At 71.4% G+C, this 26,170-nt stretch carries 18 protein-coding genes and 2 pseudogenes; 4 read left to right on the top strand and 16 right to left on the bottom strand.

Features of this window, described 5'->3' with window-relative positions:
- Positions 1–64 precede the first annotated feature (64 nt).
- From ACFY00_RS13080 to ACFY00_RS13070, 3 genes and pseudogenes are all read right to left on the bottom strand, one after another.
- Positions 65–937: pseudogene (locus ACFY00_RS13080) on the bottom strand (DUF1996 domain-containing protein); the annotation flags it as partial.
- A 105-nt stretch (positions 938–1,042) separates the two neighbouring features.
- Positions 1,043–1,462, bottom strand: a pseudogene (locus tag ACFY00_RS13075) (discoidin domain-containing protein); the annotation flags it as partial.
- Between the two features lie 133 nt (positions 1,463–1,595).
- Positions 1,596–5,087 (bottom strand): discoidin domain-containing protein, encoded by a 3,492-nt coding sequence (locus ACFY00_RS13070; protein WP_388030496.1) that lies wholly within the window; start codon positions 5,085–5,087, stop codon positions 1,596–1,598.
- A 304-nt stretch (positions 5,088–5,391) separates the two neighbouring features.
- Here ACFY00_RS13070 and ACFY00_RS13065 point away from each other — a divergent pair, with 304 nt between their 5' ends.
- Positions 5,392–6,705, top strand: coding sequence for an extracellular solute-binding protein (locus tag ACFY00_RS13065; RefSeq protein WP_388030494.1), 1,314 nt, complete (start codon positions 5,392–5,394; stop codon positions 6,703–6,705).
- Between the two features lie 166 nt (positions 6,706–6,871).
- On the opposite strand, the gene ACFY00_RS13060 is transcribed toward ACFY00_RS13065, so the two are convergent.
- The gene (locus tag ACFY00_RS13060) at positions 6,872–8,488 is read right to left on the bottom strand and encodes an MDR family MFS transporter (protein WP_388030491.1); all 1,617 of its coding nucleotides are present in this window, start codon (positions 8,486–8,488) and stop codon (positions 6,872–6,874) included.
- A 209-nt stretch (positions 8,489–8,697) separates the two neighbouring features.
- On the opposite strand from ACFY00_RS13060, the gene ACFY00_RS13055 reads away from it, so the two are divergent.
- Complete coding sequence (locus ACFY00_RS13055) at positions 8,698–9,294, top strand: TetR/AcrR family transcriptional regulator (protein ID WP_388030490.1); 597 nt, start codon at positions 8,698–8,700, stop codon at positions 9,292–9,294.
- A gap of 48 nt (positions 9,295–9,342) precedes the next feature.
- Here the strand turns inward: ACFY00_RS13055 and ACFY00_RS13050 are convergent, their stop codons facing one another.
- On the bottom strand, positions 9,343–10,392 hold the full coding sequence (locus tag ACFY00_RS13050) for a M23 family metallopeptidase (RefSeq protein ID WP_388030487.1): 1,050 nt from the start codon (positions 10,390–10,392) through the stop codon (positions 9,343–9,345).
- A 340-nt stretch (positions 10,393–10,732) separates the two neighbouring features.
- On the opposite strand from ACFY00_RS13050, the gene ACFY00_RS13045 reads away from it, so the two are divergent.
- Positions 10,733–11,839, top strand: a complete 1,107-nt coding sequence (locus ACFY00_RS13045; RefSeq protein ID WP_388030485.1) for a threonine aldolase family protein — start codon at positions 10,733–10,735, stop codon at positions 11,837–11,839.
- Positions 11,840–11,934: 95 nt separating this feature from the next.
- On the opposite strand, the gene ACFY00_RS13040 is transcribed toward ACFY00_RS13045, so the two are convergent.
- Positions 11,935–14,214 carry an immune inhibitor A domain-containing protein gene (locus ACFY00_RS13040; protein ID WP_388030688.1) on the bottom strand — a complete coding sequence of 760 codons (2,280 nt, stop codon included), beginning with the start codon at positions 14,212–14,214 and terminating at the stop codon, positions 11,935–11,937.
- 439 nt (positions 14,215–14,653) lie between these two features.
- Entirely contained in the window at positions 14,654–17,173 is a 2,520-nt protein-coding gene (locus ACFY00_RS13035) for an ATP-dependent Clp protease ATP-binding subunit (RefSeq protein ID WP_388030484.1), read from the bottom strand.
- A gap of 466 nt (positions 17,174–17,639) precedes the next feature.
- On the opposite strand from ACFY00_RS13035, the gene ACFY00_RS13030 reads away from it, so the two are divergent.
- Entirely contained in the window at positions 17,640–18,071 is a 432-nt protein-coding gene (locus tag ACFY00_RS13030) for a hypothetical protein (RefSeq protein ID WP_388030481.1), read from the top strand.
- A gap of 11 nt (positions 18,072–18,082) precedes the next feature.
- Here ACFY00_RS13030 and ACFY00_RS13025 read toward each other — a convergent pair whose 3' ends face one another.
- The 9 genes from ACFY00_RS13025 to nadC all read right to left on the bottom strand — a co-directional run bounded on the left by ACFY00_RS13025 (position 18,083) and on the right by nadC (position 26,118).
- A complete protein-coding gene (locus ACFY00_RS13025; protein WP_388030478.1) occupies positions 18,083–18,442 on the bottom strand; it encodes an Lsr2 family protein in 360 nt (119 codons plus the stop codon).
- A 104-nt stretch (positions 18,443–18,546) separates the two neighbouring features.
- Positions 18,547–19,074 (bottom strand): amino-acid N-acetyltransferase, encoded by a 528-nt coding sequence (locus tag ACFY00_RS13020; RefSeq protein ID WP_033213782.1) that lies wholly within the window; start codon positions 19,072–19,074, stop codon positions 18,547–18,549.
- A gap of 11 nt (positions 19,075–19,085) precedes the next feature.
- Positions 19,086–19,478 carry a BlaI/MecI/CopY family transcriptional regulator gene (locus ACFY00_RS13015; RefSeq protein ID WP_388030476.1) on the bottom strand — a complete coding sequence of 131 codons (393 nt, stop codon included), beginning with the start codon at positions 19,476–19,478 and terminating at the stop codon, positions 19,086–19,088.
- Positions 19,479–19,758: 280 nt separating this feature from the next.
- Positions 19,759–19,911 (bottom strand): hypothetical protein, encoded by a 153-nt coding sequence (locus ACFY00_RS13010; RefSeq protein ID WP_199528246.1) that lies wholly within the window; start codon positions 19,909–19,911, stop codon positions 19,759–19,761.
- 3 nt (positions 19,912–19,914) lie between these two features.
- Positions 19,915–21,492: a bifunctional lysylphosphatidylglycerol synthetase/lysine--tRNA ligase LysX gene (lysX, locus tag ACFY00_RS13005; protein WP_388030474.1), complete on the bottom strand. Its 1,578-nt coding sequence runs from the start codon at positions 21,490–21,492 to the stop codon at positions 19,915–19,917.
- A gap of 114 nt (positions 21,493–21,606) precedes the next feature.
- Positions 21,607–23,274, bottom strand: coding sequence for an LPXTG cell wall anchor domain-containing protein (locus ACFY00_RS13000; protein WP_388030472.1), 1,668 nt, complete (start codon positions 23,272–23,274; stop codon positions 21,607–21,609).
- Between the two features lie 189 nt (positions 23,275–23,463).
- Entirely contained in the window at positions 23,464–24,162 is a 699-nt protein-coding gene (locus ACFY00_RS12995; RefSeq protein ID WP_388030471.1) for a hypothetical protein, read from the bottom strand.
- A 163-nt stretch (positions 24,163–24,325) separates the two neighbouring features.
- A complete protein-coding gene (locus tag ACFY00_RS12990; protein WP_388030469.1) occupies positions 24,326–25,123 on the bottom strand; it encodes a type III pantothenate kinase in 798 nt (265 codons plus the stop codon).
- 23 nt (positions 25,124–25,146) lie between these two features.
- Positions 25,147–26,118 carry a carboxylating nicotinate-nucleotide diphosphorylase gene (gene nadC, locus ACFY00_RS12985; RefSeq protein ID WP_388030467.1) on the bottom strand — a complete coding sequence of 324 codons (972 nt, stop codon included), beginning with the start codon at positions 26,116–26,118 and terminating at the stop codon, positions 25,147–25,149.
- Positions 26,119–26,170 lie beyond the last annotated feature (52 nt).

The raw sequence follows: 26,170 nt of genomic DNA, 5'->3' as shown, positions 1-26,170 counted from the left end.
CGCCGCCGGATGTGGGGTCCGTGGCGGCGGGGCCGGGGTCCGCGGTGGGGCTACGGCTCAGGGCTTACGGCAGAAGGTACTGCTCGTTGAGCGCCGCGCCCTTGCCGGGCTGGTTCTGGTCGTAACCGCGGGGGTCGCACTGCAGGCCACCGACGATGCAGTGGTTGACCATCGCGGCCAGGGTCGGAGCGTCCCAGGCGTTGAAGAAGTCGTAGTGGAAGGAGAATCCCCGTCCGCTGGAGAGGTGGAGCTGGGAGAGGTGGTCCAGGTTGGCCGGGAAGGCCATCTTGAACTCGATCATCGGCAGCGCGACCGGGTGGTCGGCCGGGCAGACGCCGTCGATGGGGTAGGCCATGTGGCTCTTGTGGTCGGGGGTGTCCAGGTACAGGCCGTTCCAGCAGCTGGGGGCCTGGAAGCGGATGCCGATCTGGCCGCCGCCGGGGCACTCGGTGGGCAGGTCGGAGGTGCGGTAGCTGGTGCCGCACTCCCAGCCGGCCACGTACCCGGGGTGGGTGGCGAAGTCGGTGGCACTGTCGGTGGGGCTGGCGACGACGAACCGCAGGCCGGCCGGGAAGGGGCGGACGGCGGTGTAGTCGTTGATGCCGCTCTTGTAGTAGATGGTCTGCAGGCCGACCGGGTCGACGGGGGTGTTGCCGTCGTACATGGTGGGCATCCAGTAGCCGGACCTGTCGCCGGGGGCGAGGCAGCTGGTGGTGCTGGCCTGCAACGACTCCAGGGTGGAGTTGGCGTTGGTGTTGAGGGCGCCCATGAAGGTGTGCATGTGGGAGGCGCCGGGCTTGCCCGGGTAGACGATCGGGTCGTCGGGCAGGTCGTGGGTGGCGGTGCAGTTGGCCTGGAACTCGTGGAAGTAGGCGTGCGGCGGGTTGCCGGTGGCCGGGGTGGCGCCGGTGACCTGGGGGTTGGCCAGGACGTAGCCGGTGGTGGCGGTGGAGACCTGGCCGTAGACCTTGAACTCCTCCACCGAGTAGCCGTAGCCGGTGGCCCGCTTGGTGAGGTTGAGCCGGACGTACCGTCCGCTGCCGGCGAGGTCGATCTGCTCGGTGCCGCCGGTGCCGTTGGCCTTGGTGTAGACGGTGGTCCAGCTGGTGGCGTCGTTGCTGGTCTGCAGCTGGTAGCCGCTGGCGTACGCGGCCTCCCAGTCGAGTTCGACGTGGCTGATGCTCGCGGTGGCGCCGAGGTCGATCTGGACCCACTGGGAGTCGGTCCAGGCGCTGGCCCAGCGGGTGGCGAGGTTGTTGTCGGCGACGGCCGCGGCGGGGAAGTTGGCGCTCTCCACGGACGAGGCGGTGACCGGCTTGGACTGGCTGATCAGCGGGTCGGTCGCGGCGGTCGCCTGCTGGGCGAGGACGCCGCCGGTGAGGGCGCCGGCCGCGAGGATCGCGGCGACGGCTCCGGCGAGCGCGGTGCGGTGGGGCGCGCCGCGCGAGGTGCGGTGTTTCATCGGACCTCCGGGTGAGGAAGGGTGGGTGGGGGCCCGGTGCCGCGCGGCGCTCCCTGCCGCGCGGCACCGGGTGCTCTTCGGCGGGGCGTCCGGTCCGGTGGCACGGTCCGGACGCCCCGGCGTCGTCCGGTCGTCAGGCGTAGACGCCGAACTCGTACATCGAGTAGCCGTAGGCGGTGCCGCGCTGGGTCATGGCGACCCGGACGTAGCGTCCGCTGCCGTTGACGTCGATGTCCTCGATGCCGCCGGTGCCGTTGGCCTGGGTGTACACCGTCGTCCAGGTGGTGCCGTCGTTGGAGGTCTGGATCTGGTACGCCTTGCCGTACGCGGACTCCCAGCCGAGCTGCACGTGCTTGAACGAGGTGCTCTGGCCCAGGTCGACCTGGAGCCACTGCGGGTCGGCCCAGTCGCTGGCCCACCGGGTGGACCAGTTGCCGTCGGTGGTGTTGGACGGCGGGTAGGGGGCGCCGTTGCCGGTGGCCTGGTAGGTCGAGGCGGTGGTGGCCTTGCCCTTGGCGACGTTGGTGCCGCCGGGCGTGGGGGCGACGGTGCGGAAGGACTTCGACTCGATGCCGACGTTGCCGTGGCCGTCGTAGGCGTAGACGTAGACCTTCCAGACGCCCAGGGTCCTGGGCGCGGTGGCGGTGAACTGGCCGTCGCCGGTCTGGGTGAAGCGGACCTGGCTGAAGCCGGTGCCGCCGTCCACGTACTTGGAGCTGTTGTACAGCTGGTAGCGGACCAGGTCGCCGTCGGGGTCGGTGGCGGGCGCGCTGATGGTGAAGGTGCCGCCGGCCGGGACGTCGGAGGTCCTGCTCAGGGTGACGTTCGGCATCACCGGCGGGGTGTTGCCGCTCTTCGCGCTGCCGCCGTAGGACTTGGCGACGGAGTAGTACGCGGGCTGCTTCCAGCCGCCGGGGATCAGGTTGAACCAGGTGCCGCCGAAGTCGTTCTCGGTGCCGTAGTTGAACAGGGTGGCGCCGAGCGAGACGCCGGTGTGCCCGGTGATGCAGTTCCAGGCGCTGGTGTAGCCGTCGCGCTTCTGGGTGTCGGTGGGCTGGGTGGGGACGCCGTTGGCGTCGCCCGGAACCTCCCACTCGCCCGCGTCGCCGGACTCGGTGACGATGTACGGCTTGGTGTAACCGCCGTTGATCCAGTCCTGCTTGACGTTGCAGACCGCGCCGTAGGAGTTGACGGCCAGCAGGTCGAGGCTGGGGGCGTACTGCTTGTAGTAGGCCCAGGCGCCGGTGTAGGCGTCGGTGGAGGTGACCGGGTGGTCGGGGTCGATCGCGTGGATCGCCTGGGCGACCTGCTCGACGAACTGGGCGTAGGCGACGCGCTCCTGCTCCACCGTGGCGCCGTTGTAGGCGTGGTCCTGGGTGGTGAGGATGACCTCGTTGCCGACGTCCCACATCAGCACGCCGGGGTGGTCCTTGTAGGTGGTCACCCACTGCTTGACGCTGTCGAGGGTGCTGGTCTTGTAGGCGGTGTCGTTGACGTAGTCGGCGCCCTGGTTGAGCCAGAAGCCGTTGACGACCTTGAGCCCGTACGCGGCGGCGGCGTCCAGCAGCGGCTTGCTGGCCGCGTCGGTGCCCCAGGTGCGCAGGGTGTTGACGCCCATCGCCTTGAGGTCGCGCATGTGCGCGTCGGCGGTGGACTGGGCGGGGCCCCAGGTGACGCCCTTGAGCTGGTAGGGCTGGCCGTTGACGCTCAGCGCCCAGTTGCCCTGGCTGCCGGTGACCTTGACGGTGCTCTTCCCGGTGGGGACGGGCGGGTCGGCGAGGGCGGCGGGGGCGGTGCCGGTGGTGGTGGCGACGGTGACGGTGCCGATGGACAGCGCGCCGCCGGAGGTGGTGGTGGCGGCGGGCGTGGTGCAGCCGCAGACGCTGTCGGGGAAGGAGCCGCCGATGCCGAGGTTGAAGACCAGCTTGAAGCCGTGGTCGACGGCGTTCTTCCAGTCGGTGGTGCCGACCTGGGACTCGTTGACCTGCCAGATCTGGCGGCCGTCGAGGTACCAGCGGATCTGCTCGTCGCTGACGGTGCGGTCGATGACCTGGCTGTAGGTGTGGTAGTCGCTCTGGCAGCCGGGGCAGGAGGCGAGGCCGCTGGTCATGCCGTTGTACTCGTTGCAGTTGCCGCCGGGGGCGGTGCCGCAGTGCAGGGTCGCGGAGGTCTGGCTGCGGCCGTTGACGTCCTCCATGATGTCGCTCTCGCCGGTGCCGGGCCAGCCGCCGCTGCGGTCGTTCGCGCCGATGGCGCGGAAGGACGGCCAGTAGCCGGTGGCGTCGGCGACGCCGGGCTGCTTGAGCTGTGCGGAGATCAGGAGTTGGCCGCCCGCGGGGGCGGCGAAGTCGCCGCGCTTGCTCTCGATCCGGCCGGAGGTCCAGTTGCCGCCGCCGTCGCGGACGGCGGTCAGGTTGAGGTGGCCGTTGCCGTCGATCGCGACGTTGGCCGGGTTGGCGGTGTCGTTCTGGATCTCGCCGGTGCCCCAGTTGGCGGCGCCGCCGGGCTCGGAGGTGCCGGTGCGCACCGTCCAGTTGTCGGCGGAGGGGGCGCTGCCGGGGCCGCCCGCGAAGCCGTCGCTGAACACGGTGGTCCAGTTGCCGGGCGGGGTGGTGCCGGTGGGGGTCGGGGTCGGGGTCGGGCTGGGGCCGGTGCTGCCGCCGGAGCCGGTGAACACCTGGAACTCCCAGACGGAGTACCCGTACCCGGTGGCCCGGGCGGTGCCGTACAGGCGGACGTAGCGGGCGGTGCCGGTGACGTCCTGCTTCTCGGTGCCGCCCGCGCCGTTGGCGGTGCTCCAGGCGTCGGTCCAGGTGGTGCCGTCGGTGGACAGCTGGATCCGGTACGCCTTGGCGTAGGCGCTCTCCCAGCTGACCGAGGTGCCGCAGACGCTCTGCGCGGAGCCGAGGTCGACCTGCAGCCACTGGGGGTCGGCGGCGGCCGAGGACCAGCGGGTGCCGGTGTCGCCGTCGACGGCGTTGGACGCGGGGGTGCCGTAGTTCTCGGTGCTGGAGGCGGTGGCGGCCTTGCCCCGGGCGGCGTTCGCGGTGCCGCAGCCCTGGCCGCCGCCGGTGGCGCCGTAGACCTGGAACTCCCAGAGCGAGTAGCCGTAGCCGGTGGCACGGGCGGTGCCGTACATCCGCACGTAGCGGGCGGTGCCGGTGACCGGGACGGTCTCGGTGCCGCCCGCGCCGTTGGCGGTGGTGTACGCGGTGGTCCAGGTGGTGCCGTCGGTGGACAGCTGGATCTGGTAGCCCTTGGCGTACGCCGCCTCCCACTGCAGGGTGACGGAGCTGAGCGCGGCGGGCGCGCCGAGGTCGACCTGCAGCCACTGCGGGTCGGTGTTCGCCGAGGACCAGCGGGTGCCGGTGTTGCCGTCGACCGCGTTGGACGCGGGGGTGCCGTAGTTCTCGGTGCTGGAGGCGGTGGCGGTCTTGCCCTGCGAGAGCAGGACGGGGGCGGCCTGGGCCCGGCCGGCGGGCAGCAGCAGGACCAGCGCGGCGACCAGCGCGGCGGCGAGGGCCGCGGCCAGGGTGCGGTGCTGGGTGCGGTGCGGGGTGCGACTCGGGGGTGCGGAGGTGGTCGGCCGCACGGGCCGGGGGGCGGGCGGGGGCGGGGCGGGCATCGGGGCTCCCGATCGGGTGGGGGTGGGGGCGGCACCGTCGAGGGCCGGTGCCCGGATCAGGGAGAGCGCTCTCTCACTACGCCAGTGATGGTTGCCCCGTTGTTTCGTCCGTGTCAAGGGCGGCGACAGTTCGTTCGCCAGCGAAGTGTGGTCGAAAACCGACTACAGCAGTGATGTTCCGCTGCTCGACCCCTTGACGGGGGACGGGTGGAGCGACCAAGCTCCGGATGCCACCCGGGAGAGCGCTCTCCGAGAGCATGCCTTCCCGGGCCTCCACCTGCCATCCCTCGCGAGGAGCCGTTCCATGCCCGTTGCCCTGCCCCGCACCGGCCCGAGAGGCCGCCTGCTCGCCAGCTCCGCGCTGCTGGTGCTGGCCCTGACCGCCGCGACCTCCTGCTCCAGCGGCACCGGCGGCGGCTCGTCCGCGGACGAGGACCCCAACGCGAAGATCACCCTCACGGTGAACCTGTTCTCCGACTTCGGCTACGCGGACCTGTACAAGGAGTACGAGCAGGCCCACCCGAACATCACCATCAAGGAGAACCGCGCCGACATGGGCGCGCACCACCAGAACCTGCACGCCCACCTGCTGGCCGGCTCCGGCACCGCCGACGTCGAGGCGATCGAGATCGGGCAGGTCGCGGGCTTCCAGCCGGAGGCCGGGAAGTTCCTCAACTTCCTGGACGACGGCGTCAGCAAGGACCAGTGGGTGCCGTCCAAGACCGCCCCCGCCTCCAGCCCCGACGGCAAGGTGCTGTTCGGCCTGGGCACCGACATGGGCGGCATGGCGCTGTGCTACCGCAGCGACCTGTTCAAGGCCGCGGGCCTGCCCACCGACCGCGAGGCGGTCGCCGCGCTCATGAAGGACTGGCCGTCCTACCTGGCCGCGGGCAAGCAGTTCCTCGCCAACAGCCCGAACAAGGACGTCCGCTGGTTCGACAGCGGCGGCAACCTGTTCACCTCGATCCTGGCCCAGGCCCCGCAGGGCGTCTACGACGCCGAGGGCAAGGTCGTGGTCACCACCAACCCGGCCGTCAAGCAGTCCTTCGACCTGGTGGCCGGGGCCATCAAGGACGGCGAGTCCGCGGGCGTCCAGGCCTTCACCCCCGCCTGGGACACCGGCTTCCAGAAGAGCCAGTTCGCCACCGTCGCCTGCCCGGCCTGGATGAGCTACGAGTTCAAGGCCAACCCGCCCGCCGACGGCGGCAGTTGGGACATGGCCAGGATCCCCGGCGGCGGCGGCAACTGGGGCGGCTCCTACCTGACCGTCCCGAAGTCCGGCAAGCACACCAAGGCCGCCGCCGAACTGGCCAAGTGGCTGACCGCCCCCGCGCAGGAGGCCCGGCTCTTCAAGGAGAAGGGCTACTTCCCCTCCGACCAGGCGCTGTGGACCCAGCCCGACATCGCCGAGCACACCGACCCGCTGTTCAACAACGCCCCGACCGGCAAGATCTTCTCCCAGTCGGCCCGCGACCTGAACCCGCAGCCGCTCGGCGCGCACGGCGCGGAGATCGGCACCGCCCTCGGCAACGCGCTGACCTCGATCGAGCAGGGCAAGACCGACGCGGACGGCGCCTGGAAGCAGGCCCTCAAGGACGTCGACAACATCGTCAACTGACGGTCCGCTCCCCCGAGACCCGGGGGGGGGGGGGGGGGGGGGGGGGGGGGCCCGCGCCCGCCCCGGCCCCGCCCCCCCCCCCCCCCCCCCCCCCCCCCCCCCCCCCCCCCCCCCCCCCCGGGGGGGGGCGCCCCCCCCCCCCCCCCCCGCGGGCCGCGGGCGGACCTCAGAGCGCACCCTCCATGGCGGCCTCGGCCTTGGCCTCGGCGGCGTCCGCGCCACCGCGGAGCTTGACCTCGCGGATGAACAGCGAGGCGGCGATGGCGACCACGCTGATCACCGCGCCCCACAGGAAGACGGTGTGCATGCCGTTGGCGATGCCGTGCTGGTAGGCGCCGATCGCCTCGGGCGGCAGGTTCTTCATGGTGGCCGGGTTCATCGCCGACATGCCCTCGCCGCCGCCCTGCTGCGCCATCTTCTGCAGCACCTCCGGCGGGAGGTGCTTGACCGAGCCGTTGACCTGGTTGACGAAGAGCGTGCCGAACAGGGCCACGCCGAAGGAGCCGCCGATGGTGCGGAACAGGGTGGCGGAGGACGAGGCGACGCCCATGTCCTTCATCTCCACGCTGTTCTGCGCGACCAGCATGGTGACCTGCATCAGGAAGCCCATGCCGGCGCCGAGCACCACCATGTAGCAGGAGGAGGCGAACTTGCCGGTGTCCACGGCGAGGGTGGACAGCAGCAGCGAGCCGCCCGCCATCACGGTGGTGCCGATGATCGGGAAGATCCGGTACTTGCCGGTCTTGGTGATGGCCTGGCCGACCACCAGCGAGACCACCAGCATGCCGAACATCATCGGCATCAGCAGCAGGCCGGAGTTGGTCGCCGAGGCGCCCTGCACGATCTGCTGGTAGGTGGGCAGGAAGGTCACCGCGCCGAACATCGAGAAACCGACGATGAAGCCGATGATCGAGACCATGGTGAAGTTCCGGTTGCGGAACAGCTGGAGCGGGATGACCGGCTCGGCGACCCGCTGCTCGACGTAGCAGAAGCCGATCAGCGAGGCCACGCCGAGCGCGCCCAGGCCGAGGATCTGCTTCGAGCCCCAGGCGTACTCGTGGCCGCCCCAGGTGGTGATGAGCACGGCCGAGACGATGCCGACGGTGAGCAGGATCGCCCCGAAGTAGTCGATCTTCGCGGTGGAGCGGACCTTGGGCAGCTTCAGCACCACGACGATGAAGACCAGCGCGATCGCGCCCAGCGGCAGGTTGACGTAGAACGTCCAGCGCCAGTTCAGGTGGTCGGTGATGAAGCCGCCGATCAGCGGGCCGCCGACGGTGGCCAGCGCCATCACGGCGGCGAACATGCCCTGGTACTTGCCGCGGTCGCGCGGGGCGACCAGCGCACCCATGATCGACATCACGCCGACCATCAGACCGCCGGCGCCCAGGCCCTGGACGGCGCGGAAGATGATCAGCTGGGTCATGCTCTGCGACATGCCCGACAGCGCCGAGCCGAGCAGGAAGATCACGATCGAGACCAGGAACGAGCCCTTGCGGCCGTACAGGTCGCCGACCTTGCCCCAGATCGGGGTGGAGGCGGCGGTGGCCAGGGTGTAGGCCGTCACCACCCAGGACATGTGCTCGGCGCCGTTCAGCTCGCCGACGATGCGGGGCATCGCGGTGCCGACGATCAGGTTGTCGAGCATGGCGAGCAGCATGGTGATCACCAGGCCGACCATCACCAGGCGGATCTCGCGGTGCGGGCGCTGCTCGAACTCGTCGGGCTTCCCGAGTTCGACGACGGGTTCCTCCGGAACCGCCGCTGACTGCTGGGTTGTCATGGTGCGTCTCTCCCGGGGCGCAGGTGCCGCGGGGTGCCGCGGCGGTACTTACTTGACGACCGGCTAGTTAATCGTCGTCCGGCACGGTAGGTTGTTCCCTAGCCGGTCGTCAAGCCAGTTTCGGAACAGCGCCCCTGGGCAGGGAGAATGCCAACAGAACCGCGCCTTGACACCCGTCCCCACCCGCTCACCGAGGCAGGCCTCCCGCGATGACCACCACCCAGAGCCCCCGCAGCGACACCAGAGCGCGGATCATCGACGTGGCCCTGGAGTTGTTCGCCGAGCACGGCTACGAGAAGACCTCGCTGCGGGAGATCGCCGACCGCCTCGGCGTCACCAAGGCGGCCCTCTACTACCACTTCAAGACCAAGGACGACATCGTCCGCGGCATCGTCGAGAAGATGGCCGCCCCGCTCGACGACGCGATCGCCTACGGCGAGGGCAAGCCCTGGTCGCCCGCGCTGCGCGACGAACTGCTGCGCCGGTTCGCGGCCGGGATGGGCGAGCGGGCCCCGCTGCTGCGCTTCTTCCACGAGAACCAGCCCGCGCTGCGGGAGTCCGCGGCCGGGCTGGCGTTCAAGGACCGGATGATCCGGATGATCACCCTGCTGCACGGGCCGGAGCCGACCTTCCGCGACAAGCTGCGCGCCACCGTCGCGCTGACCTCCATGCACTCGGCGATGTTCCTGCTCAAGGCCGAGCTGTGCGAGCCCGGCCAGCCGGTCGCCTCGGTCGAGGAGGCGATGGACGCCGCGCTGGAGGTCGCCCTGGAGGTCGCGGCACGCATCGAGCCGTCCGCGCGGTAGGCGCGGACGGCTCGGAGGCGGGGCGGCGGGGGAGCGGCGGGCGGCGGATCAGAAGTTGCTGGCGCCGTGCTGCTTCAGGTAGCCGACCGGGTCGATCACCTTCGCGTACTGGTTCGCGGTGCGGATCTCGAAGTGCAGGTGCGGGCCGTGCGAGTTGCCGGTGTTGCCGGACTTGCCGACCTGCTGGCCCGCGTCCACGTGCTGCCCGGCCTTCACGCCCAGCTGCGACAGGTGCGCGTACTGCGCGAAGCGGCCGTCGGAGAGCTTCAGCACGATCTGGTTGCCGTAGGCGCCCGCGTAGCCGGAGGACACCACGGTCGCGTCACCGACCGCCAGCACCGGGGTGCCGACCGAGACCGCGAAGTCGGTGCCGGTGTGGTAGCCGGCCGCGTACGCGGCGTTGGTCTTGTGGTACGGGTTGCTGATCGTCGCGCCCGGCGCGGGGGAGGACCAGGACGGCTTGGCCGGCTCCGGGGCGGGAGCGGGGGCCGGGGCGGGAGCCGGCGCGGGGGCCGGGGCCGGCGCGGGGGCCGCCTGCTGCTCGGCGGGCTGCTCGGGGGCCGGGGTGGCGGCCTGCGGCTGCGCGCTCTGCTGCTGCTCGGCGGCGGGGGCCGCGGCCTGCTCGGTGGCCTGCTGGCCCGGGGCCGGGGCCGTGCTCGGCGCCTGCCCGGGGACGACCAGCCCGGTGCGCTGCTCGCTGCGGCTGGCCTGCTCGTCCTGGCCGCCGCCGTGCTGCGCGGTGCTCTGCTCCAGGGCCGCGGCGAGCGTGTCCTTGACGCTCTTGGTCTGCGCGCTCTCGGCGGCGGGCTCGTTCGGCAGGTGGAAGGACTGCGTGCTGCCGCTCTCGGTGCCCTGGGCGCCCTGGGCGGTGGCGGTGACGGTGGTGGCGGCCTGGTCGGCCGGGTGCGAGCCCTGCGCGAGGGCCTGGCCGGTCGGGACCAGCAGCGCACCGGCGGCGACCACGGCCGCGCCGGAGGCGAGCGCCTTGGCGGGGGCCAGTCGGGCCGTGGTGAGCGGGCGGGCGGACAGCACCGAGCGGACGTGGCGAGTGGTGGTCGCCTGGAGAAGCCGGCGGCCGGTGGCGGGGAGAGAACGCATCGGGAGTCGGAACCTCACGGACGGGGCCAGCGCGGGGCCGAGCCGGTGCGGCTCGCCGAACTGGTGCAACGACTCCGGTGTAAACGACCCGGACGCGCAGGCCCAAGAGTGTGACCTACGACGGTCGGTAGTGCACAAGTCGGGCAAAAGGGCCCTCCGGGTCAACGGGCAGCCCGGGTTTTCCCGCCCCAAACCTCCTATCCCGGGTCGTATGTCGGAAATGTGCTGTGAGCAGCGCCACCGGAAGCCGCCCGGTTTGGGGCCGAACCGGGCCGGGTACAACCGGCTTTCGCACCAGCTGCACCATCCGATCCACCCCACCGTCGGAGATGATCAGCTGATGAACGACACCCCTGTTCTGGACCGCCGCTTCCGCACCCGCCGCCAGGCCGACCGCCTGCTCTCCGGCAGCCGCCCGCAGACCGTCCGCGAGTCGCTGGCCGCCCTCGCCGCCCTGGCCGACGGCCCCCACCCGCTGGACGAGCCCGTCGACATGTACGGCAACGGCATCGTCCGCACCCTGGAGCGCCGCACCGCCGAACTGCTCGGCAAGCCCGACGCCGCCTACTTCCCGACCGGGACGATGGCCCAGCAGGCCGCCCTGAAGACCTGGGCCGACACCCACGGCCCGGTGGTCGCCATGCACCCGCTCGCCCACCCCGAGGTGCACGAGCGCCGCGCCCACCAGGTGCTCTCCGGCCTGCGCAGCGTCCCGCAGCCCGGCGCCCGGCGGCACCCCACCGCCGCCGAGCTGGCCGCCCTGGACGAGCCGTACGACGTGCTGATGCTGGAGCTGCCGCTGCGCGACGCGGGCTTCGTGCTGCCCGACTGGGCGGAGCTGGAGGCGCTGTACGAGCTGGCCGAGCGGCAGGGCCGACCGGTCCACCTGGACGGCGCCCGGCTCTGGGAGTCCGCCCCGCACCTGGGCCGTACCCTGCCGGAGGTCTGCGCCCGGGCCGGGTCGGTGTACGTCTCCTGCTACAAGTCGCTCGGCGGCCACAGCGGCGCCCTGGTCGCGGGCGAGGAGGAGTACGTCCGCCGGATCAAGGTCTGGCGGCACCGCTACGGCGGCAACCTCTGGCAGCAGTGGCCCGCGGCGCTCTCCGCGCTGGCCGGCCTGGAGCGCGAGCTGCCCCGCCTGCCCGGGTACGTGGCGCACGCCAAGGTGGTCGCCGCCGCCCTCGCCGAGGCCCCCGGTGCCCGGGTCAACCCCGCCCCGCCGCACACCCACCAGTTCCAGTTCTGGCTGCCGCACCCCGCCGACCGGCTGAACGAGGCAGGCTACCGGCAGGCCGAGGAGCAGGGCGTCGCGCTGTTCGGCGGCTGGCGCGAGCCCGGCCCGCTGCCCGGCCTGTCGATGACCGAGGTGACGGTGCTCGCCGACGCCGAGCAGTGGAGCGCCAAGGAGGTCGCCGAGGCCCTGGAGGCCTTCCTCGCCCTGCTCTGACCCGCCCCGCCCCCGGGCCGTACCCCCCCCGGGCACGCGAAGGGCCCCGGCGGTCTGGAGACCGCCGGGGCCCGCACGTTTTACCGATCAGACGGTCACTTCCGGACGGGAGAGACCTTGATCATGGCCTCCAGGTTGTTGCCGGACTGCCACAGCACCTCGATCTGGGTGCGGGTGTCCGGGACCTGGACGCCGCTGTACGGGTTCTCGTTGAACCAGTACTTGGTGGTGTGGTCGTTGAAGACCGTCACCCCGCGCGAGCTCGGGATCTTGGTGAGCGCGTCGGCCTTGTGCAGGCTCAGGCCGTCGGTGCGCTCGAAGCCGAAGGTCGCGTCGTACGACTGGAAGCGCGGACGCATCAGCGTGCCGTCGTTCCACTTGATCGGCGCCGGGTGGGCGTCGACCGGCAGGATCAGGCCCTGGCCCGGGTGGGTGGCCACGTTGTTGTCGGACTGCGAGGAGTCCCACAGCCAGATCAGGATGCCGTTCTGGTTGGCGTAGTGCTCCACCCAGTCCGGACGCGCGGCCGAGCCGAAGTTGTACGGGCCGGTCTTCAGCGTGGTGTCGAACGAGACGTACTGGCGGTTCTCGACCAGGTAGTGCTGGTCGTAGTCCTTGGAGAACTTGCCGGAGATCCGCGAGAAGCCGTCCGCGGTCCAGCCGTTGTCGCCGTTCTCGGCGCCGTCGGTGAACAGCGCAGCGCCGTCCGCGGTCACCGCGATGTTGTCCAGGGCCAGGCCCTTGTAGTGGACGCCGCCGTCGGTGGTGTTGTGGAAGCGGACCTTGACGGCCTGCCCGGCGTACGCGTTCAGCGAGAAGGACAGGTCGCCCCACGCGCCGTTCGAGCTGCCGTTGATCGCGTTGTCCGGCAGCGCGGCGCCGTTGAAGGTGCCGGCCAGCGCGGTCCAGTTCTTGCCGCCGTCGGTGGAGACCTCGGCGTACGCGTAGTCGTAGTCCGTCTCCAGCTCGTACCAGGCCTTCGCGGTCAGCGTGGCCGAGGTCTTGCCGGTCAGGTCGACGTCACGGGTCAGCGAGACGTTCAGGTCGTCCGCGCTGCCGCTCCACCACTCGTTGCCACCCTCGAACGGGGTGTTGATCTCGGTGGTGACGGTCTTCGGCGGCAGGTTGACGACCAGGCCCTGCTTGCGCTTGGTGTTGTACTCGACCGGGCCCAGCAGCGAGAGCGAGGTCTGGCCGGCCTTGGCGGTGTCGTAGTTCAGCCAGCCCAGCTTGAGCTTCGACCAGACGTCCAGGTCGTTCGGCATGTCGCCGATCTCGTTCTTGCCCTCGCCCAGCCAGGAACCGGAGGACATCAGCGACCAGAAGCCGACCGAGTTGTCGACGCCGGGGGTGCCGGTGGTGTCGTACAGGTCCGGCAGGCCGAGGTCGTGGCCGTACTCGTGGGCGAACACGCCCAGGCCGCCGTTCTCCGGCTGCATGGTGTAGTCGCCGACCCACAGGCCGGTGGCGCCGATCTGGGTGCCGCCGAGCTTGTTGTTGTCCGGGCCGGTCTTGCCCGCCTGGTTGGCGTACGCGTACGAGCGGTGCGCCCACAGCGCGTCGGTGCCCTGCACGCCGCCGCCGGCCGACTGGTCCTCACCGGCGTGGACGATCTGGAAGTGGTCCAGGTAGCCGTCCGGCTCGTTGAAGTTGCCGTCGCCGTCGTAGTCGTAACGGTCCCACTGGTCGTACTGCGCCAGGTCGGCCTTGATCTGGGCGTCGGTGCGGCCCTTGGCCTTCTGGTCGGCGACCCAGGCGTTGATGCCGTCGCGGATCAGGTCCTGCGCGTTGGCGCAGACGTGCTGGCCGCAGTAGTCCGAGCCGTAGCGGGCCTCGTTCCACGGCACCCGCACCCAGTCGGTGACCAGGCCGTCGACCGAGTACCGGCCGGAGGACTGGCGCTCGTAGTAGGTCTTCAGCGAAGGCTTGTCCTTCGCGAAGTAGACGTCCTGGTAGTGCGCCTGGTTGTAGTCCGCCTGCCAGGCCGTCGAGTTGTCCTTCGCGCGGTCCGGAGCGGCGATCTGGTTGTGCGCCGGGCCGGGCGTGCCACCGTACTTGACCTTGCCGTCGGCGGTCTTGGTGGTGGTGTCCACCTGGTCGCCGAAGTCGACGAGGATCGTGAAGATCTTGTCGGTGCGCTCGCGGGACAGCTCGACGTACTTGTCACGGCCCAGCTTGATCGAGGAGCCGCTGCCGTGCTGCTCGACCTTCGCGGTGCCGTTGACCAGCTGCTCCACCGCGGCGGTCTGCTCGGCCTGCTGCTTCTCGGCCAGCGGGCTCTGCAGCTCGCGCGGGACGCTGTCGTTCTGGATGACGTCGGCCGGGTCGGTGATCCTGGTGTCGGCCGGGGCGGCCGCGGCCGTGCCCGGCAGCATCCCGGCGCCCAGCGCGGCGGTCACCGCGACGGCGGCGGAAGCCGCGACAGCCCTCTTGGTTATTTTCAACGTGGTGACGTCCTCCCCTTACCGGTGGGGCTGGTGGCCGGACCGGTGTACCAATGCAAGACAGGTGGACGACATTTGACCCAAGGTCCGGTAAAAAAGAAAGACCTTGACCATGGCATGGCCACGCCGCTATGCTCCCGCAACTCCGATCGACTGACGATCCGTCAATCTACTCGCATCCCGTGGAGGGCGCGGTTCGGTCGTGCCCGCACCGTGGCGTGTCGCACCCGTTCGGCGGCTCCCGGGGCCCGCATTCACAGCACACGGAAACCTAAACAGTTTTTCAACTGAAGAGCGGGATGCGAAAAAGCCGCCGCCCCCGACCTGGTCGGGTCGGGGGCGGCGGCTTGCGGAACGCTTTGCGGCGCTATTACTTGGTCAGGTCCGGCCCGGTCGCCGAGACCGCCGCCGGAGTGTCCGCCACCGGGGACTTCTCCTCGCCGCGGAAGGTGAACTTGGCTTCCTTGCCCTCGCCCTCCACGCCGACGACCACGATGTGGCCGGCCCGCAGCTCACCGAACAGGATCTTCTCGGACAGGTGGTCCTCGATCTCCCGCTGGATCGTGCGGCGCAGCGGACGCGCGCCCAGGATCGGGTCGTAGCCGCGCTTCGCCAGCAGGCTCTTGGCCTCCGGGGTGAGCTCGATGCCCATGTCCCGGTCCTTCATCCGCTGGTCCACCTTCGCGATCATCAGGTCGACGATCTCGATGATGTTCGCCTCGGACAGCTGGTGGAAGACCACGATGTCGTCGACGCGGTTGAGGAACTCGGGGCGGAAGTGCTGCTTGAGCTCCTCGCCGACCTTCGCCTTCATCCGCTCGTAGCCGGTCTGGACGTCGCCCGTGGCCGCGAAGCCCAGGTTGAAGCCCTTGGAGATGTCCCGGGTGCCGAGGTTGGTGGTCATGATGATGACCGTGTTCTTGAAGTCCACGACCCGGCCCTGGGAGTCGGTCAGGCGACCGTCCTCCAGGATCTGCAGCAGCGAGTTGAAGATGTCCGGGTGGGCCTTCTCGACCTCGTCGAAGAGGACGACCGAGAACGGCTTGCGGCGCACCTTCTCGGTGAGCTGGCCGCCCTCCTCGTAGCCCACGTACCCGGGCGGGGAGCCGAACAGCCGCGAGACGGTGTGCTTCTCCGAGAACTCGGACATGTCGAGCGCGATCAGCGCGTCCTCGTCCCCGAACAGGAACTCCGCCAGGGTCTTGGACAGCTCGGTCTTACCGACGCCGGACGGGCCGGCGAAGATGAACGAGCCGCCGGGGCGCTTCGGGTCCTTCAGACCGGCCCGGGTGCGGCGGATCGCCTGGGAGAGCGCCTTGATGGCGTCCTCCTGGCCGATGACCCGCTTGTGCAGCTCGTCCTCCATGCGCAGCAGGCGCGAGGACTCCTCCTCGGTCAGCTTGAAGACCGGGATGCCGGTGGCGGTGGCCAGGACCTCGGCGATGAGCTCCTCGTCCACCTCGGCCACGACGTCCATGTCGCCGGCCTTCCACTCCTTCTCCCGCTTGGCCTTCGCCTGGAGCAGCTGCTTCTCGTTGTCGCGCAGCGACGCGGCCTTCTCGAAGTCCTGCGCGTCGATCGCGGACTCCTTCTCCCGGCGCACCTCGGCGATCTTCTCGTCGAACTCGCGCAGGTCCGGCGGCGCGGTCATCCGGCGGATGCGCATCCGGGAACCGGCCTCGTCGATCAGGTCGATCGCCTTGTCCGGCAGGAAGCGGTCCGAGATGTACCGGTCGGCCAGGGTCGCGGCGGCGACCAGGGCGGCGTCGGTGATCGAGACCCGGTGGTGCGCCTCGTAGCGGTCGCGCAGGCCCTTGAGGATCTCGATGGTGTGCGGGAGCGAGGGCTCGGCGACCTGGATCGGCTGGAAGCGGCGCTCCAGCGCGGCGTCCTTCTCCAGGTGCTTGCGGTACTCGTCCAGCGTGGTGGCGCCGATGGTCTGCAGCTCACCGCGGGCCAGCATCGGCTTCAGGATGGAGGCGGCGTCGATCGCGCCCTCGGCGGCGCCCGCGCCGACCAGGGTGTGCAGCTCGTCGATGAACAGGATGATGTCGCCGCGGGTGCGGATCTCCTTGAGGACCTTCTTCAGGCGCTCCTCGAAGTCACCGCGGTAGCGCGAGCCGGCGACCAGGGCGCCGAGGTCCAGCGTGTAGAGCTGCTTGTCCTTCAGCGTCTCCGGGACCTCGCCCTTGACGATCGCCTGGGCCAGGCCCTCGACCACGGCGGTCTTGCCGACGCCGGGCTCGCCGATCAGCACCGGGTTGTTCTTGGTGCGGCGGGACAGCACCTGCATGACCCGCTCGATCTCCTTCTCGCGCCCGATCACCGGGTCGAGCTTGGCCTCGCGGGCGGCCTGCGTCAGGTTGCGGCCGAACTGGTCGAGCACCAGGGAGGTGGACGGGGTGCCCTCGGCCGGGCCGCCGGCCGTGGCGGACTCCTTGCCGCTGCCGGCCTGGTAGCCGGACAGCAGCTGGATCACCTGCTGGCGCACCCGGTTCAGGTCGGCGCCGAGCTTCACCAGGACCTGGGCGGCGACGCCCTCGCCCTCGCGGATCAGGCCGAGCAGGATGTGCTCGGTGCCGATGTAGTTGTGGCCGAGCTGGAGGGCCTCGCGGAGCGACAGCTCCAGGACCTTCTTCGCCCGGGGGGTGAAGGGGATGTGGCCGGACGGGGCCTGCTGGCCCTGGCCGATGATCTCCTCGACCTGCTGGCGGACCGCCTCGAGCGAGATGCCGAGGCTCTCCAGCGCCTTTGCGGCGACACCCTCGCCCTCATGGATCAGGCCCAGGAGGATGTGCTCGGTGCCGATGTAGTTGTGGTTGAGCATCCGGGCTTCTTCCTGTGCCAGGACGACAACCCGCCGCGCGCGGTCGGTGAACCTCTCGAACATCGTTAATCGCTCCTCAGAGCGGTCGGTCAGTTCGGGGGCCGTCCCCGCCCTGTCCTTCCGCATGCTAGTCCCGCTCAGCAGCGCGGCTACGGAACTCCCGCGGAGCGGGAGCAACATGCTGCGCGACCAGCCGACACCTTTCCCAACCTGATGCTGGGAGACGGTGTTCCCAGCGACGGGCCCGATGCACCGGATCCCGCTACGCCAACGGCGAACACGGTTCGGTGGAACCGGCTGACCGGCCCCGCGACGTGCTGCGTCCGGGCTCCGAAGACCCCGTCCACCAGCATTCATACCCGGTAATCCGGCGGGTTTCGCGCGGTTTCCGCGGGGTGCGTGTTCGCCTGGCGAGAAGTCCGCCGACCCGGTCCGCGGGGTGACGGACCATCAGGTCGGTCGCGGGCGGCGTACCGCCGTACCGGTGGCGGTCGCGTGACCGCCCGGCCCCTCCAGCGTTGCACAGGTCGTGACCCGTCCGCCGCCGCTCGCCCCGGCCGTACCGCCCGCGGCCGCGCTCTGGCGCGGGTCGGACCGGGTTACCGCCCCGCTGGGGCCCGCCCGGGCCGCGCTGGGCCGCCTGGAGCGCCTCGGGCACCGCACCGGGCCGGTGCTGCGGCGGGCCGACCGGGCGGCCTTCCTCCTGGCCCCCGGGGCCGCCGAGCCGGTGCCCGACCTGCTCCGCTGGCTCGGCTGGGGGCCGGAGCTGCGGCTGCCGATCGGAACGGGCGCGGCGCACCCGGGAGACCCCCGGGTGCCCGAGCCGCGGAGCGCCGACTGGCTGCGGGCCGGGGCCGGACGCCCCGCCCTGGACCTGCGCTCGCCCGACCTGCTCCGCCTGCTGGACGCCCTGGCGGACGCCTGCGCGCGGGAACGGCTGGGCCTGCCGCCCGCCCGCTGAGGGCCGCGGGCTCAGGAGGCGTGGGCCCGCTCGTACGCCTCGCGCACGTTGCTCGGGACGCGGCCGCGGTCGTTGACCGCGTGGCCGTTCTCCTTCGCCCAGGTGCGGATCTTGGCGGTGTCGGCCTGACCGGCCGAGGAGGCCCGCCCGGAGCTCCGCCCGCCGCTGCCGCCGCGCCGCGGCGCGGTCAGCCGGCCGCTCTGCTTGCGGCCCTTCTCGACGTACGGGGCGAGCAGGACGCGCAGCTTCTCCGCGTTGTCGCTCTTCAGGTCGATCTCGTAGGCCACGCCGTCCAGGGCGAACGTCACCGTCTCGTCCGCGGATCCGCCGTCGAGATCGTCTTCCAGAATGACCTGAACCCTCTGTGCCACGGGCTTCCCTTTCTGCGATAACGACCCATTGCCTAGAGAAAGGAAAGCGTCTTTCACCGGAAAACACAAACCCCTGTGTCGCAGGTCGTGCCGCCGGGCATGACTCACAGGTGCAGCAGCATCCGCGAGTTGCCCAGCGTGTTCGGCTTCACCCGCTCCAGGTCGAGGAACTCGGCGACGCCTTCGTCGTACGAGCGCAGGAGTTCTTCATAGACTTCCGTGGCCACGGCGGCGGGGTCTGCCGTACGATCGTCGTTTTCGCCGATCTCCACGAAGCCGTGTTTCGAGAAGAACGGAACCTCGAACGTCAGGCAGAAAATCCGACGGACGCCGAGCCAGCGCGCGGTCTCCAGCAGCTTGTCCAGCAGCTGGTGCCCGATGCCGAGCCCCTTGCAGACCGGGTCCACCGCGAGGGTGCGCACCTCGGCGAGGTCCTCCCACATCACGTGGAGCGCCCCGCAGGCCACCACCCGGCCGTCCTCGTCGCGTTCGGCGACCCAGAACTCCTGGACGGATTCGAACAGCGTGACGGTCGGCTTGTCGAGCAGAATCCCGTTCCGGGAGTAGGTGTCGATGAGCCGGCGGATGGCGCGCACGTCGGTGGTCCGCGCACGGCGGATGGTGACCTCCATGCCGGGGAACGTTATCGTGCCGCGGGCGGCCCGGTCTCCTCGGTATCGGCGCCCGCCACCCGCAGTGCGTCGCGCAGCCACTCGCGCTGTTCCGGCGACATCATCCCGAAGAAGTGCACCAGGGCCGCGGCCGGATTGTCGCTCGTCGCCCACGCGTCGTTCATCAGCGCGGCGGTGTACGCCTCCCGGGAGGAGACCGGTTCATATCGGTACGCGCGCCCCGCGCGCTCGCGGCGCACCCAGCCCTTTCGGTGGAGCTTGTCCAGCACCGTCATCACGGTGGTGTAGGCGATTTCGCGTTCCGACCGCAGATCCTGCAGAACCTCCCGAACCGTGACCGGGCGGTTCCACTGCCACACCCGGGTCATGATGTCGTTCTCGAGTTCTCCGAGTTGCCGCGCCATAGTGCCGCCAAGGATAGGACCGATGCGGACAAAAGGCGGCAAACGTCAAACGCGGCGGGGGGGGGGGGGGGGGGGGGGGGGGGGGGGCGGGCGCGGGGCGCGGGGGCGGGGGGGGGGGGGGGGGGCGGGGCCCGCCCCGCCCGGGGGGGGCCCCGCGCCCCCCCCCCCCCCCCCCCCGCCGCGCCCGCCCACCCCCCCCCCCCCCCCCCCCCCCCGGGGGGCGGGGGGCCGCCCCCCGCCCCCCCCCCCCCCCCCCCCCCCCCCCCCGCCGCGGTGGCCGTTATTCGGCGGCGGAACGCGCGGCCATGGCCTCGGCCGCGGCGTCCTCCTTCGCCTTCTGGGCGCCGCCCTGGCTGCGGATGATGGCCCGCACCAGGAAGGCGAAACCGACCGCCATGACCAGCGGCGGGACGATCGCGCTGACGTACTCCATCGGTTACTCCTCGGTGGTGTCGGACTCGGCCGCGTCCGCGGCCTTCTCGCTCTTCGCGGCCTTCTCCGGCTTCACCAGCGGGAAGAGCACCGTCTCGCGGATGTTCTTGCCGGTGAGCAGCATGATCAGGCGGTCCACGCCCAGGCCGAGGCCGCCGGTGGGCGGCATCGCGTACTCCAGGGCGCGCAGGAAGTCCTCGTCCAGCTGCATCGCCTCGACGTCGCCGCCGGCCGCCAGCAGGGACTGCGCGGTCAGCCGGGCGCGCTGCTCGACCGGGTCGATCAGCTCGGAGTAGGCGGTGCCGATCTCGGTGCCGAAGATCACCAGGTCCCACTTCTCCGCGACGCCCTCGATCGAGCGGTGCTGCCGGGTCAGCGGGGAGACCGAGGTCGGGTAGTCCTTGATGAAGGTCGGCTTGATCGCGTGGTGCTCCAGCAGGCGCTCGATCAGCTCCAGCACGATCTGCCCGTGGTCCCAGTTCGGGTCCAGGTACTGGTCCAGGTCGTGCTTGGCGGCCAGCTCGCGCAGCTCCTCGACGGAGGTGGCGGGGGTGACCTCGGTGCCCAGGTGGGCGGAGATGCCCGGGTAGACCGAGACCTCCTCCCAGGGCTCGGCCAGGTCGATCTCGTGCTCGGCGCCGTCCGGGCCGACGCCCCTGACCACGGTGGTGCCCAGCGCGTCCCGGGCGGCATTGACGACGATCGCCCGGATCAGCTCGGCCTGGGTGTCGTAGTCGCCGTACGCCTCGTACGACTCCAGGGCGGTGAACTCCGGGTTGTGGGTGGCGTCCGCGCCCTCGTTGCGGAAGTTCCGGTTGATCTCGAAGACCTTCTCGGCGCCGCCGACCACCAGGCGCTTGAGGTACAGCTCGGTGGCGATGCGCAGGTACAGCTCGATGTCGTACGCGTTGATGTGGGTCTTGAACGGGCGGGCGTTGGCGCCGCCGTGGATCGGCTGCAGCATCGGGGTCTCGACCTCGAGGTAGCCGCGGTCCTCGTAGGTGCGGCGGATCGAGCGGATCACCTTGGTGCGCAGCTGCAGCATCTCGCGCGCCTCGGGGTTCACGATCAGGTCCACGTACCGCTGGCGGACCCGGGCCTCCGGGTCGCTCAGGCCCTTGTGCTTGTCGGGCAGCGGGCGCAGGCACTTCGCGGTGAGCTCCCAGCGGTCGACCATCACGCTGAGCTCGCCGCGCTTGGAGGTGATCACCTCGCCCTCGACGCCGACCTGGTCGCCGAGGTCGATGTCGCCCTTCCAGGCGGCCAGCCGCTCGGCGCCCAGCTTGTCCAGGGACAGCATCACCTGGAGGTCGCCGGAGCCGTCGCGCAGCGTGGCGAAGCAGAGCTTGCCGCCGGTGCGGGCCAGGACCACCCGGCCGGTGACGCCGACCCGCTCGCCGGTGGCGGTGTCCGGGGCCAGGTCGGGGTGCTTCTCGCGCAGCTCGGCGATGGTGGTGGTGCGGGGGAAACCGACCGGGTACGGGTCGATGCCGGCCGCCCGGAGCCGGTCCAGCTTCTCGCGCCGGACGCGCATCTGCTCGGGAAGGTCGTCGGTCGCGGGGAGAGTGCTCTGATCGCTCACCCCACCAGGGTAGCCAGGCTCACGGCCTGCTCCGCCACGGGATATCCGGGCGGCGCCCCCGGACGCGCCGGTTCCCCGGACCGCCCGCGCGGGCCGCCCGGGGAACCGGGGACGTCACTGCTGCGCGCCGGCCTTGCGACGGCGGGTGACGAGGACCACGCCGCCGCCCAGCGCGATGGCGCCGATGCCCAGGCCGAGCAGGGTGCCGCTGCCCTGGCCGCCACCGGTGGAGGCCAGGTTGCCGGTGCCGCCGGTGCTGCCGCCGGTGCCGTTCTGGCCGGTGCTCGGGCTCGCGCTCGCGCTCGGCGACGGCACGGCCGACGAGGTGCCCGGGGCGGGCGAGGGGGAGGCGGACGGGTCGGTGCCGCCGGTGCCGGTGCCGGTCGACTGGCTCGGCTGCGGGGACGGCGTGCCGGTGGACGCCTCGCCGCCGAGGGCGACGGTCACCACGTCGTTGGCCTTGTTGTGGTCCCAGGGCTTGCCGCTCTCCTGGTTGTCCTCGCCCAGCGAGGGCAGGGTCACCACGGCGGAGAGCTTCGCCGCCGGGTCGGCCTGGACGGTGAAGTCGAAGGAGGCCCGGTAGCCGTTCTTGACGTAGGGCGTGGTCTGGCAGGTGAAGGCGTTGACCGCGGGGTCCGTGCTGGCCGGGTAGCAGTTGTCCGGCTTCTGCAGCACCTTGGCCTGCGCGGGCAGGTCCACCCGGACGTTGGCCGGGTGGGTGCCGCTGCGCCAGTCGATCGACGCCGGACCGTTGTTGACCAGGCCGACGGTCAACTTGCCCTGCTGCTTGCCCGCTTCGGGCGCCCAGCTGCCGGTGGCGGCGAAGTCCGCGGTGTTCGGGACGGTCGCCTGCAGGCTGAGGTAGTTGCCGCGCTCGAAGTCGATCACCCCGTTGGGGGTGCTGGTGTCCGGCTTGCCGACGACGGTCAGCTTGGTGGAGGACTGCCCCGGGACGAAGTGGAACTGGCCCAGCCAGCCGCTCAGGTCCGGTGCGGTCGTGGTGATTTCGACGTCCTCGTACGAGTAGTACGCGTCGGAGCCGACCTTGAAGCCGATCGGGGAGAGGGTGACCGTCTCGCCGGGCTCCACCGCCGTGTGGACGGTGCAGATCTGGATGTTGCCCTCGGTGGCGTACTGGCAGTTGGAGAACTGCGGCAGGAAGGAGAGCTCCATCCCGCCGGTGAAGGTCAGGTAGAGCTGGGAGGCGGGGAGCTGGCCCTTGTTGGTGACCTTGAGCTCCGGCGTCCAGGTGTCGCCGGGCTTGAGGTCCCGGTTGGTCGGGAGCTCCTCGCCCACCACGTTGCTGCCACCGAGGGTCACCTTGGTGTCGGCGGAGGCGGTCGCGCCGTTGAACACCGCGGTGGTGTGCAGGACGGCGGAGCTGCCCGCGGCCTTGGCGGCGTCGGGGCCGTACAGGTAGAGGTCCAGGCCCTGCTTGCCGCCGTACATCGACATCGCGTCGCAGGTCAGCACCTGCCCGGAGGTGGTGCAGCCCTGGGACAGGACCGAGACCGAGGCGATGCCCTGCAGCGGGGCCAGGTCGACGGTGACCCTGCCCATGGCGCTCATCGGGGCGTTGGAGAGCGTCAGGTCCAGGTGGACCTGGGTCGAGTTGCTGCCGTGGTCCGGGGCCGTGGAGTGCGGGTCGACCGCGACGGCGTCGGGGGCCTCGATCTTCAGCGTGCTGTCGGCCGCGTGAGCGGCCGGGGCGACGGTGCCGCCCAGGGCGAGCGCGGCCAGCGTGGTGGCGAGCCCGAGCGAACGGGAGCGCGAGGTGCGCATGATCCCCCCAAAGGGTTCCGTGTGCACGGTGTGTGCGGGAAGACCCTAGGGGCGGGATCCAGCCACCGAGGGCGCTCGAACCGGACACTTCGGGGCAGGGAGGTTCGTATCAGATCGAATCTTTGCCGAAACGTTACCGAACGGCTCGAGCCCCCTCCGGAGGGGAGGGGGCCTGCGGGGGGACGGGGTTCAGCCGTCGGTGCCGGTGGCGAGTTCCGGGCGGTTCTCGTCGTCCGGGGGGTCCTGGTGGGGGGTCGGGCGGGAGCGGCGGCCGAAGAGTTCGGCGGGGGTGGGCATCCGGCGGGGGCGGGGGCGGTCGGTGGGGGGCTGGGGTTGCTGGTCGCTCATCGGGAACCGTCCTCCAACTGGGGTGGCGGGCTGGGGTTCGGACGCGGGGCTGGGCACCGCGGCGAGGTGCCGCTGTCCGGAGCCGAGGGAGAGCCGCTCGCGGACCTCGGCCTCGGCGAGCGCGTGGCAGCGTCCGGCGAGCCGGGAGCGGCGGGCCCGCTCGTGCGGGCCGCACGGCTGGCGGGACAGCGAGCGCAGCGCCGACAGGTCCTCGGCGGTGGGCAGGTAGCCGTCGGTGACGGCCTCCTCCAGGCGGTCCAGGTAGCCCCGGGCGCTCCCGGGCAGGGCGGCGCGGTAGCGGGTCAGGTCGGTGAGCATGAAGGCGCGCAGCCGCCCGCCCTCCTGGACCGCCTCGTCGATCGCCTCGGTCAGCCGAAGCGCGTCCTGGACGTCCTCCGCCCACAGTTCGACGGCCGCGGCGGGCGCCGGGAGCCGGTCGGGGGCGGCCGGGTAGAGGGCTTGGGCGAGGACACGGCGCAGCACCCGGACTTCGTCGGCGCTGAAGGCCATGCCGCCGCGCGATCCGTGTGGCGTTGGCATGGGTCGACAGTACGTGGCGTACGTCCGACTTATGGCGATTGATGACGTGTTTGTCCCGATTGGCCTATGAGATGGTGCATCCGTTCCCGAGCTGCGGTGGGGGAGCGCGACGGGCCCCGGACCCCCCGTCCGAGGGGTCCGGGGCCCGGGGGCCGACGGGGCGTCAGGCGGCCGTGGCCGGACGGTTGCGCTCGAAGACCAGGCGCAGGCCGATCAGGGTCAGCCAGGGCTCGTGCACGTCGATCGAGTCGGCCTCGCCCAGCACCAGCGGGGCCAGGCCGCCGGTGGCGATCACCTGGACGTCGTTCGGGTCCTTGGCCAGTTCCTTGGCCATCCGGTTGACCAGGCCGTCGACCTGCCCGGCGAAGCCGTACAGGATGCCGGACTGCATGCCCTCGACGGTGTTCTTGCCGATCACGTTGCGCGGGCGGGCCAGTTCGATCTTGCGGAGCATCGCGGTGCGGCCGCCCAGGGCGTCCACCGAGATCTCGATGCCCGGGGCGATCGCGCCGCCCACGTAGTCGCCGCGGGCGTTGATCGCGTCGAAGGTGGTGGCGGTGCCGAAGTCGACCACGATGCACGGGCCGCCGTACAGGTGGTTGGCGGCCAGCGCGTTGACGATCCGGTCCGCGCCGACCTCCTTCGGGTTGTCCATCAGCACGTGGACGCCGGTCTTCACGCCCGGCTCGACGATCACCGCCGGGACGTCCCCGTAGTAGCGGCGGGTCACCTCGCGCAGCTCGTGCAGCACCGCCGGGACGGAGGAGCAGATCGCCAGGCCGGCCACCCGGTCGTCCGCCGAGACGATCGGGTGGGCGCCCATCAACCCCTGCATCAGCACGGCCAGTTCGTCCGCGGTGCGGCGCGGGTCGGTGGAGATCCGCCAGTGCTCGACGATCTCCTCGCCGTCGAACAGGCCGAGCGTGGTCTGGGTGTTGCCGACGTCGATGGTGAGGAGCATGGGGCGCTTTCTGCTTCGAAGGGTCAGGAGCTGCGGAGGTCCAGGCCGATGTCCAGGATCGGCGCGGAGTGCGTCAGGGCGCCGACGGCCAGGTAGTCGACACCAGTCTCCGCGACCTCGCGCGCGGTGGCCAGGGTCAGGCCGCCGGAAGCCTCCAGCTTCGCCCGGCCCGCGACCAGGGCGACCGCCTCGCGCAGCTGCTCGGTGGAGAAGTTGTCCAGCAGGATCAGGTCCGCGCCCGCCTCCAGGACGGGGGCGATCTGCTCGATCGTGTCCACCTCGACCTCGATCGGCAGCTCCGGGAACGCCTCCCGGACGGCGGTGAACGCCTCGGCGACGCCGCCCGCCGCGACCACGTGGTTGTCCTTCACCAGCGCCGCGTCGGAGAGCGCCATCCGGTGGTTGGCGCCGCCGCCCGCCCGCACCGCGAACTTCTCCAGCGCGCGCAGGCCCGGGGTGGTCTTGCGGGTGTCGCGGACCACCGCGCCGGTGCCCTCCAGGGCGTCCGCCCAGGCGCGGGTCGCGGTCGCGATGCCGGACAGGTGGCAGAGCAGGTTCAGCGCCGAGCGCTCGGCGGTCAGCAGGTCGCGGGTGCGGCTGCGCACCGACAGCAGCACCTGGCCGGGGGCGACGAGTTCGCCGTCCTCGACGTGCCGCTCGACCTCGAACTCCTCCTCGCACACCAGCGAGACCACGGCCTCCGCTACCCGCAGACCGGCCACCACGCCCGCCTGGCGGGCGGTGAAGTCGGCGGTCGCGACGGCCTCGGCCGGGACGGTCGCCACCGAGGTGACGTCCTCGCCGCCCGCCAGGTCCTCGGACAGGGCCATCATCGCCACGTCCTCGACCTCGACCGGGTCCAGCCCGGCCTCCTCCAGCAGCGCGGCCAGCGCCGGGTCGAGCCCGGTCTCGTACTCCTCGCCCTCGCCGCACGCGCAGCCGTCGCCGCAGCCGCCGGACTCGGTGGACAGGAGGGGGAGTTCGGAGTGGGACATGGTGGGGAGCTCCAGTTTCGGCGGGGCGGTGCGGGGCGGTGGCGGTGCGGGG

The sequence above is a fragment of the Kitasatospora sp. NPDC001540 genome (assembly GCF_042894345.1).
Taxonomy (GTDB): Bacteria; Actinomycetota; Actinomycetes; order Streptomycetales; family Streptomycetaceae; genus Kitasatospora; species Kitasatospora phosalacinea_C.
The sequence above is the reverse complement of the archived record's forward strand: the minus strand, read 5'-3'. Positions and strand labels throughout refer to the sequence as shown.

What these genes read in the sequence shown, in the direction of transcription:
- ACFY00_RS13070 (WP_388030496.1), bottom strand. Translation starts at nt 5,087, where the DNA reads ATGCCCGCCCCGCCCCCGCCCGCCCCCCGGCCCGTGCGGCCGACCACC.
- ACFY00_RS13065 (WP_388030494.1), top strand. Translation starts at nt 5,392, where the DNA reads ATGCCCGTTGCCCTGCCCCGCACCGGCCCGAGAGGCCGCCTGCTCGCC.
- ACFY00_RS13060 (WP_388030491.1), bottom strand. Translation starts at nt 8,488, where the DNA reads ATGACAACCCAGCAGTCAGCGGCGGTTCCGGAGGAACCCGTCGTCGAA.
- ACFY00_RS13055 (WP_388030490.1), top strand. Translation starts at nt 8,698, where the DNA reads ATGACCACCACCCAGAGCCCCCGCAGCGACACCAGAGCGCGGATCATC.
- ACFY00_RS13050 (WP_388030487.1), bottom strand. Translation starts at nt 10,392, where the DNA reads ATGCGTTCTCTCCCCGCCACCGGCCGCCGGCTTCTCCAGGCGACCACC.
- ACFY00_RS13045 (WP_388030485.1), top strand. Translation starts at nt 10,733, where the DNA reads ATGAACGACACCCCTGTTCTGGACCGCCGCTTCCGCACCCGCCGCCAG.
- ACFY00_RS13040 (WP_388030688.1), bottom strand. Translation starts at nt 14,214, where the DNA reads ATGCTGCCGGGCACGGCCGCGGCCGCCCCGGCCGACACCAGGATCACC.
- ACFY00_RS13035 (WP_388030484.1), bottom strand. Translation starts at nt 17,173, where the DNA reads ATGTTCGAGAGGTTCACCGACCGCGCGCGGCGGGTTGTCGTCCTGGCA.
- ACFY00_RS13020 (WP_033213782.1), bottom strand. Translation starts at nt 19,074, where the DNA reads ATGGAGGTCACCATCCGCCGTGCGCGGACCACCGACGTGCGCGCCATC.
- ACFY00_RS13015 (WP_388030476.1), bottom strand. Translation starts at nt 19,478, where the DNA reads ATGGCGCGGCAACTCGGAGAACTCGAGAACGACATCATGACCCGGGTG.
- ACFY00_RS13010 (WP_199528246.1), bottom strand. Translation starts at nt 19,911, where the DNA reads ATGGAGTACGTCAGCGCGATCGTCCCGCCGCTGGTCATGGCGGTCGGT.
- ACFY00_RS13000 (WP_388030472.1), bottom strand. Translation starts at nt 23,274, where the DNA reads ATGCGCACCTCGCGCTCCCGTTCGCTCGGGCTCGCCACCACGCTGGCC.
- ACFY00_RS12995 (WP_388030471.1), bottom strand. Translation starts at nt 24,162, where the DNA reads ATGCCAACGCCACACGGATCGCGCGGCGGCATGGCCTTCAGCGCCGAC.
- ACFY00_RS12990 (WP_388030469.1), bottom strand. Translation starts at nt 25,123, where the DNA reads ATGCTCCTCACCATCGACGTCGGCAACACCCAGACCACGCTCGGCCTG.
- nadC (WP_388030467.1), bottom strand. Translation starts at nt 26,118, where the DNA reads ATGTCCCACTCCGAACTCCCCCTCCTGTCCACCGAGTCCGGCGGCTGC.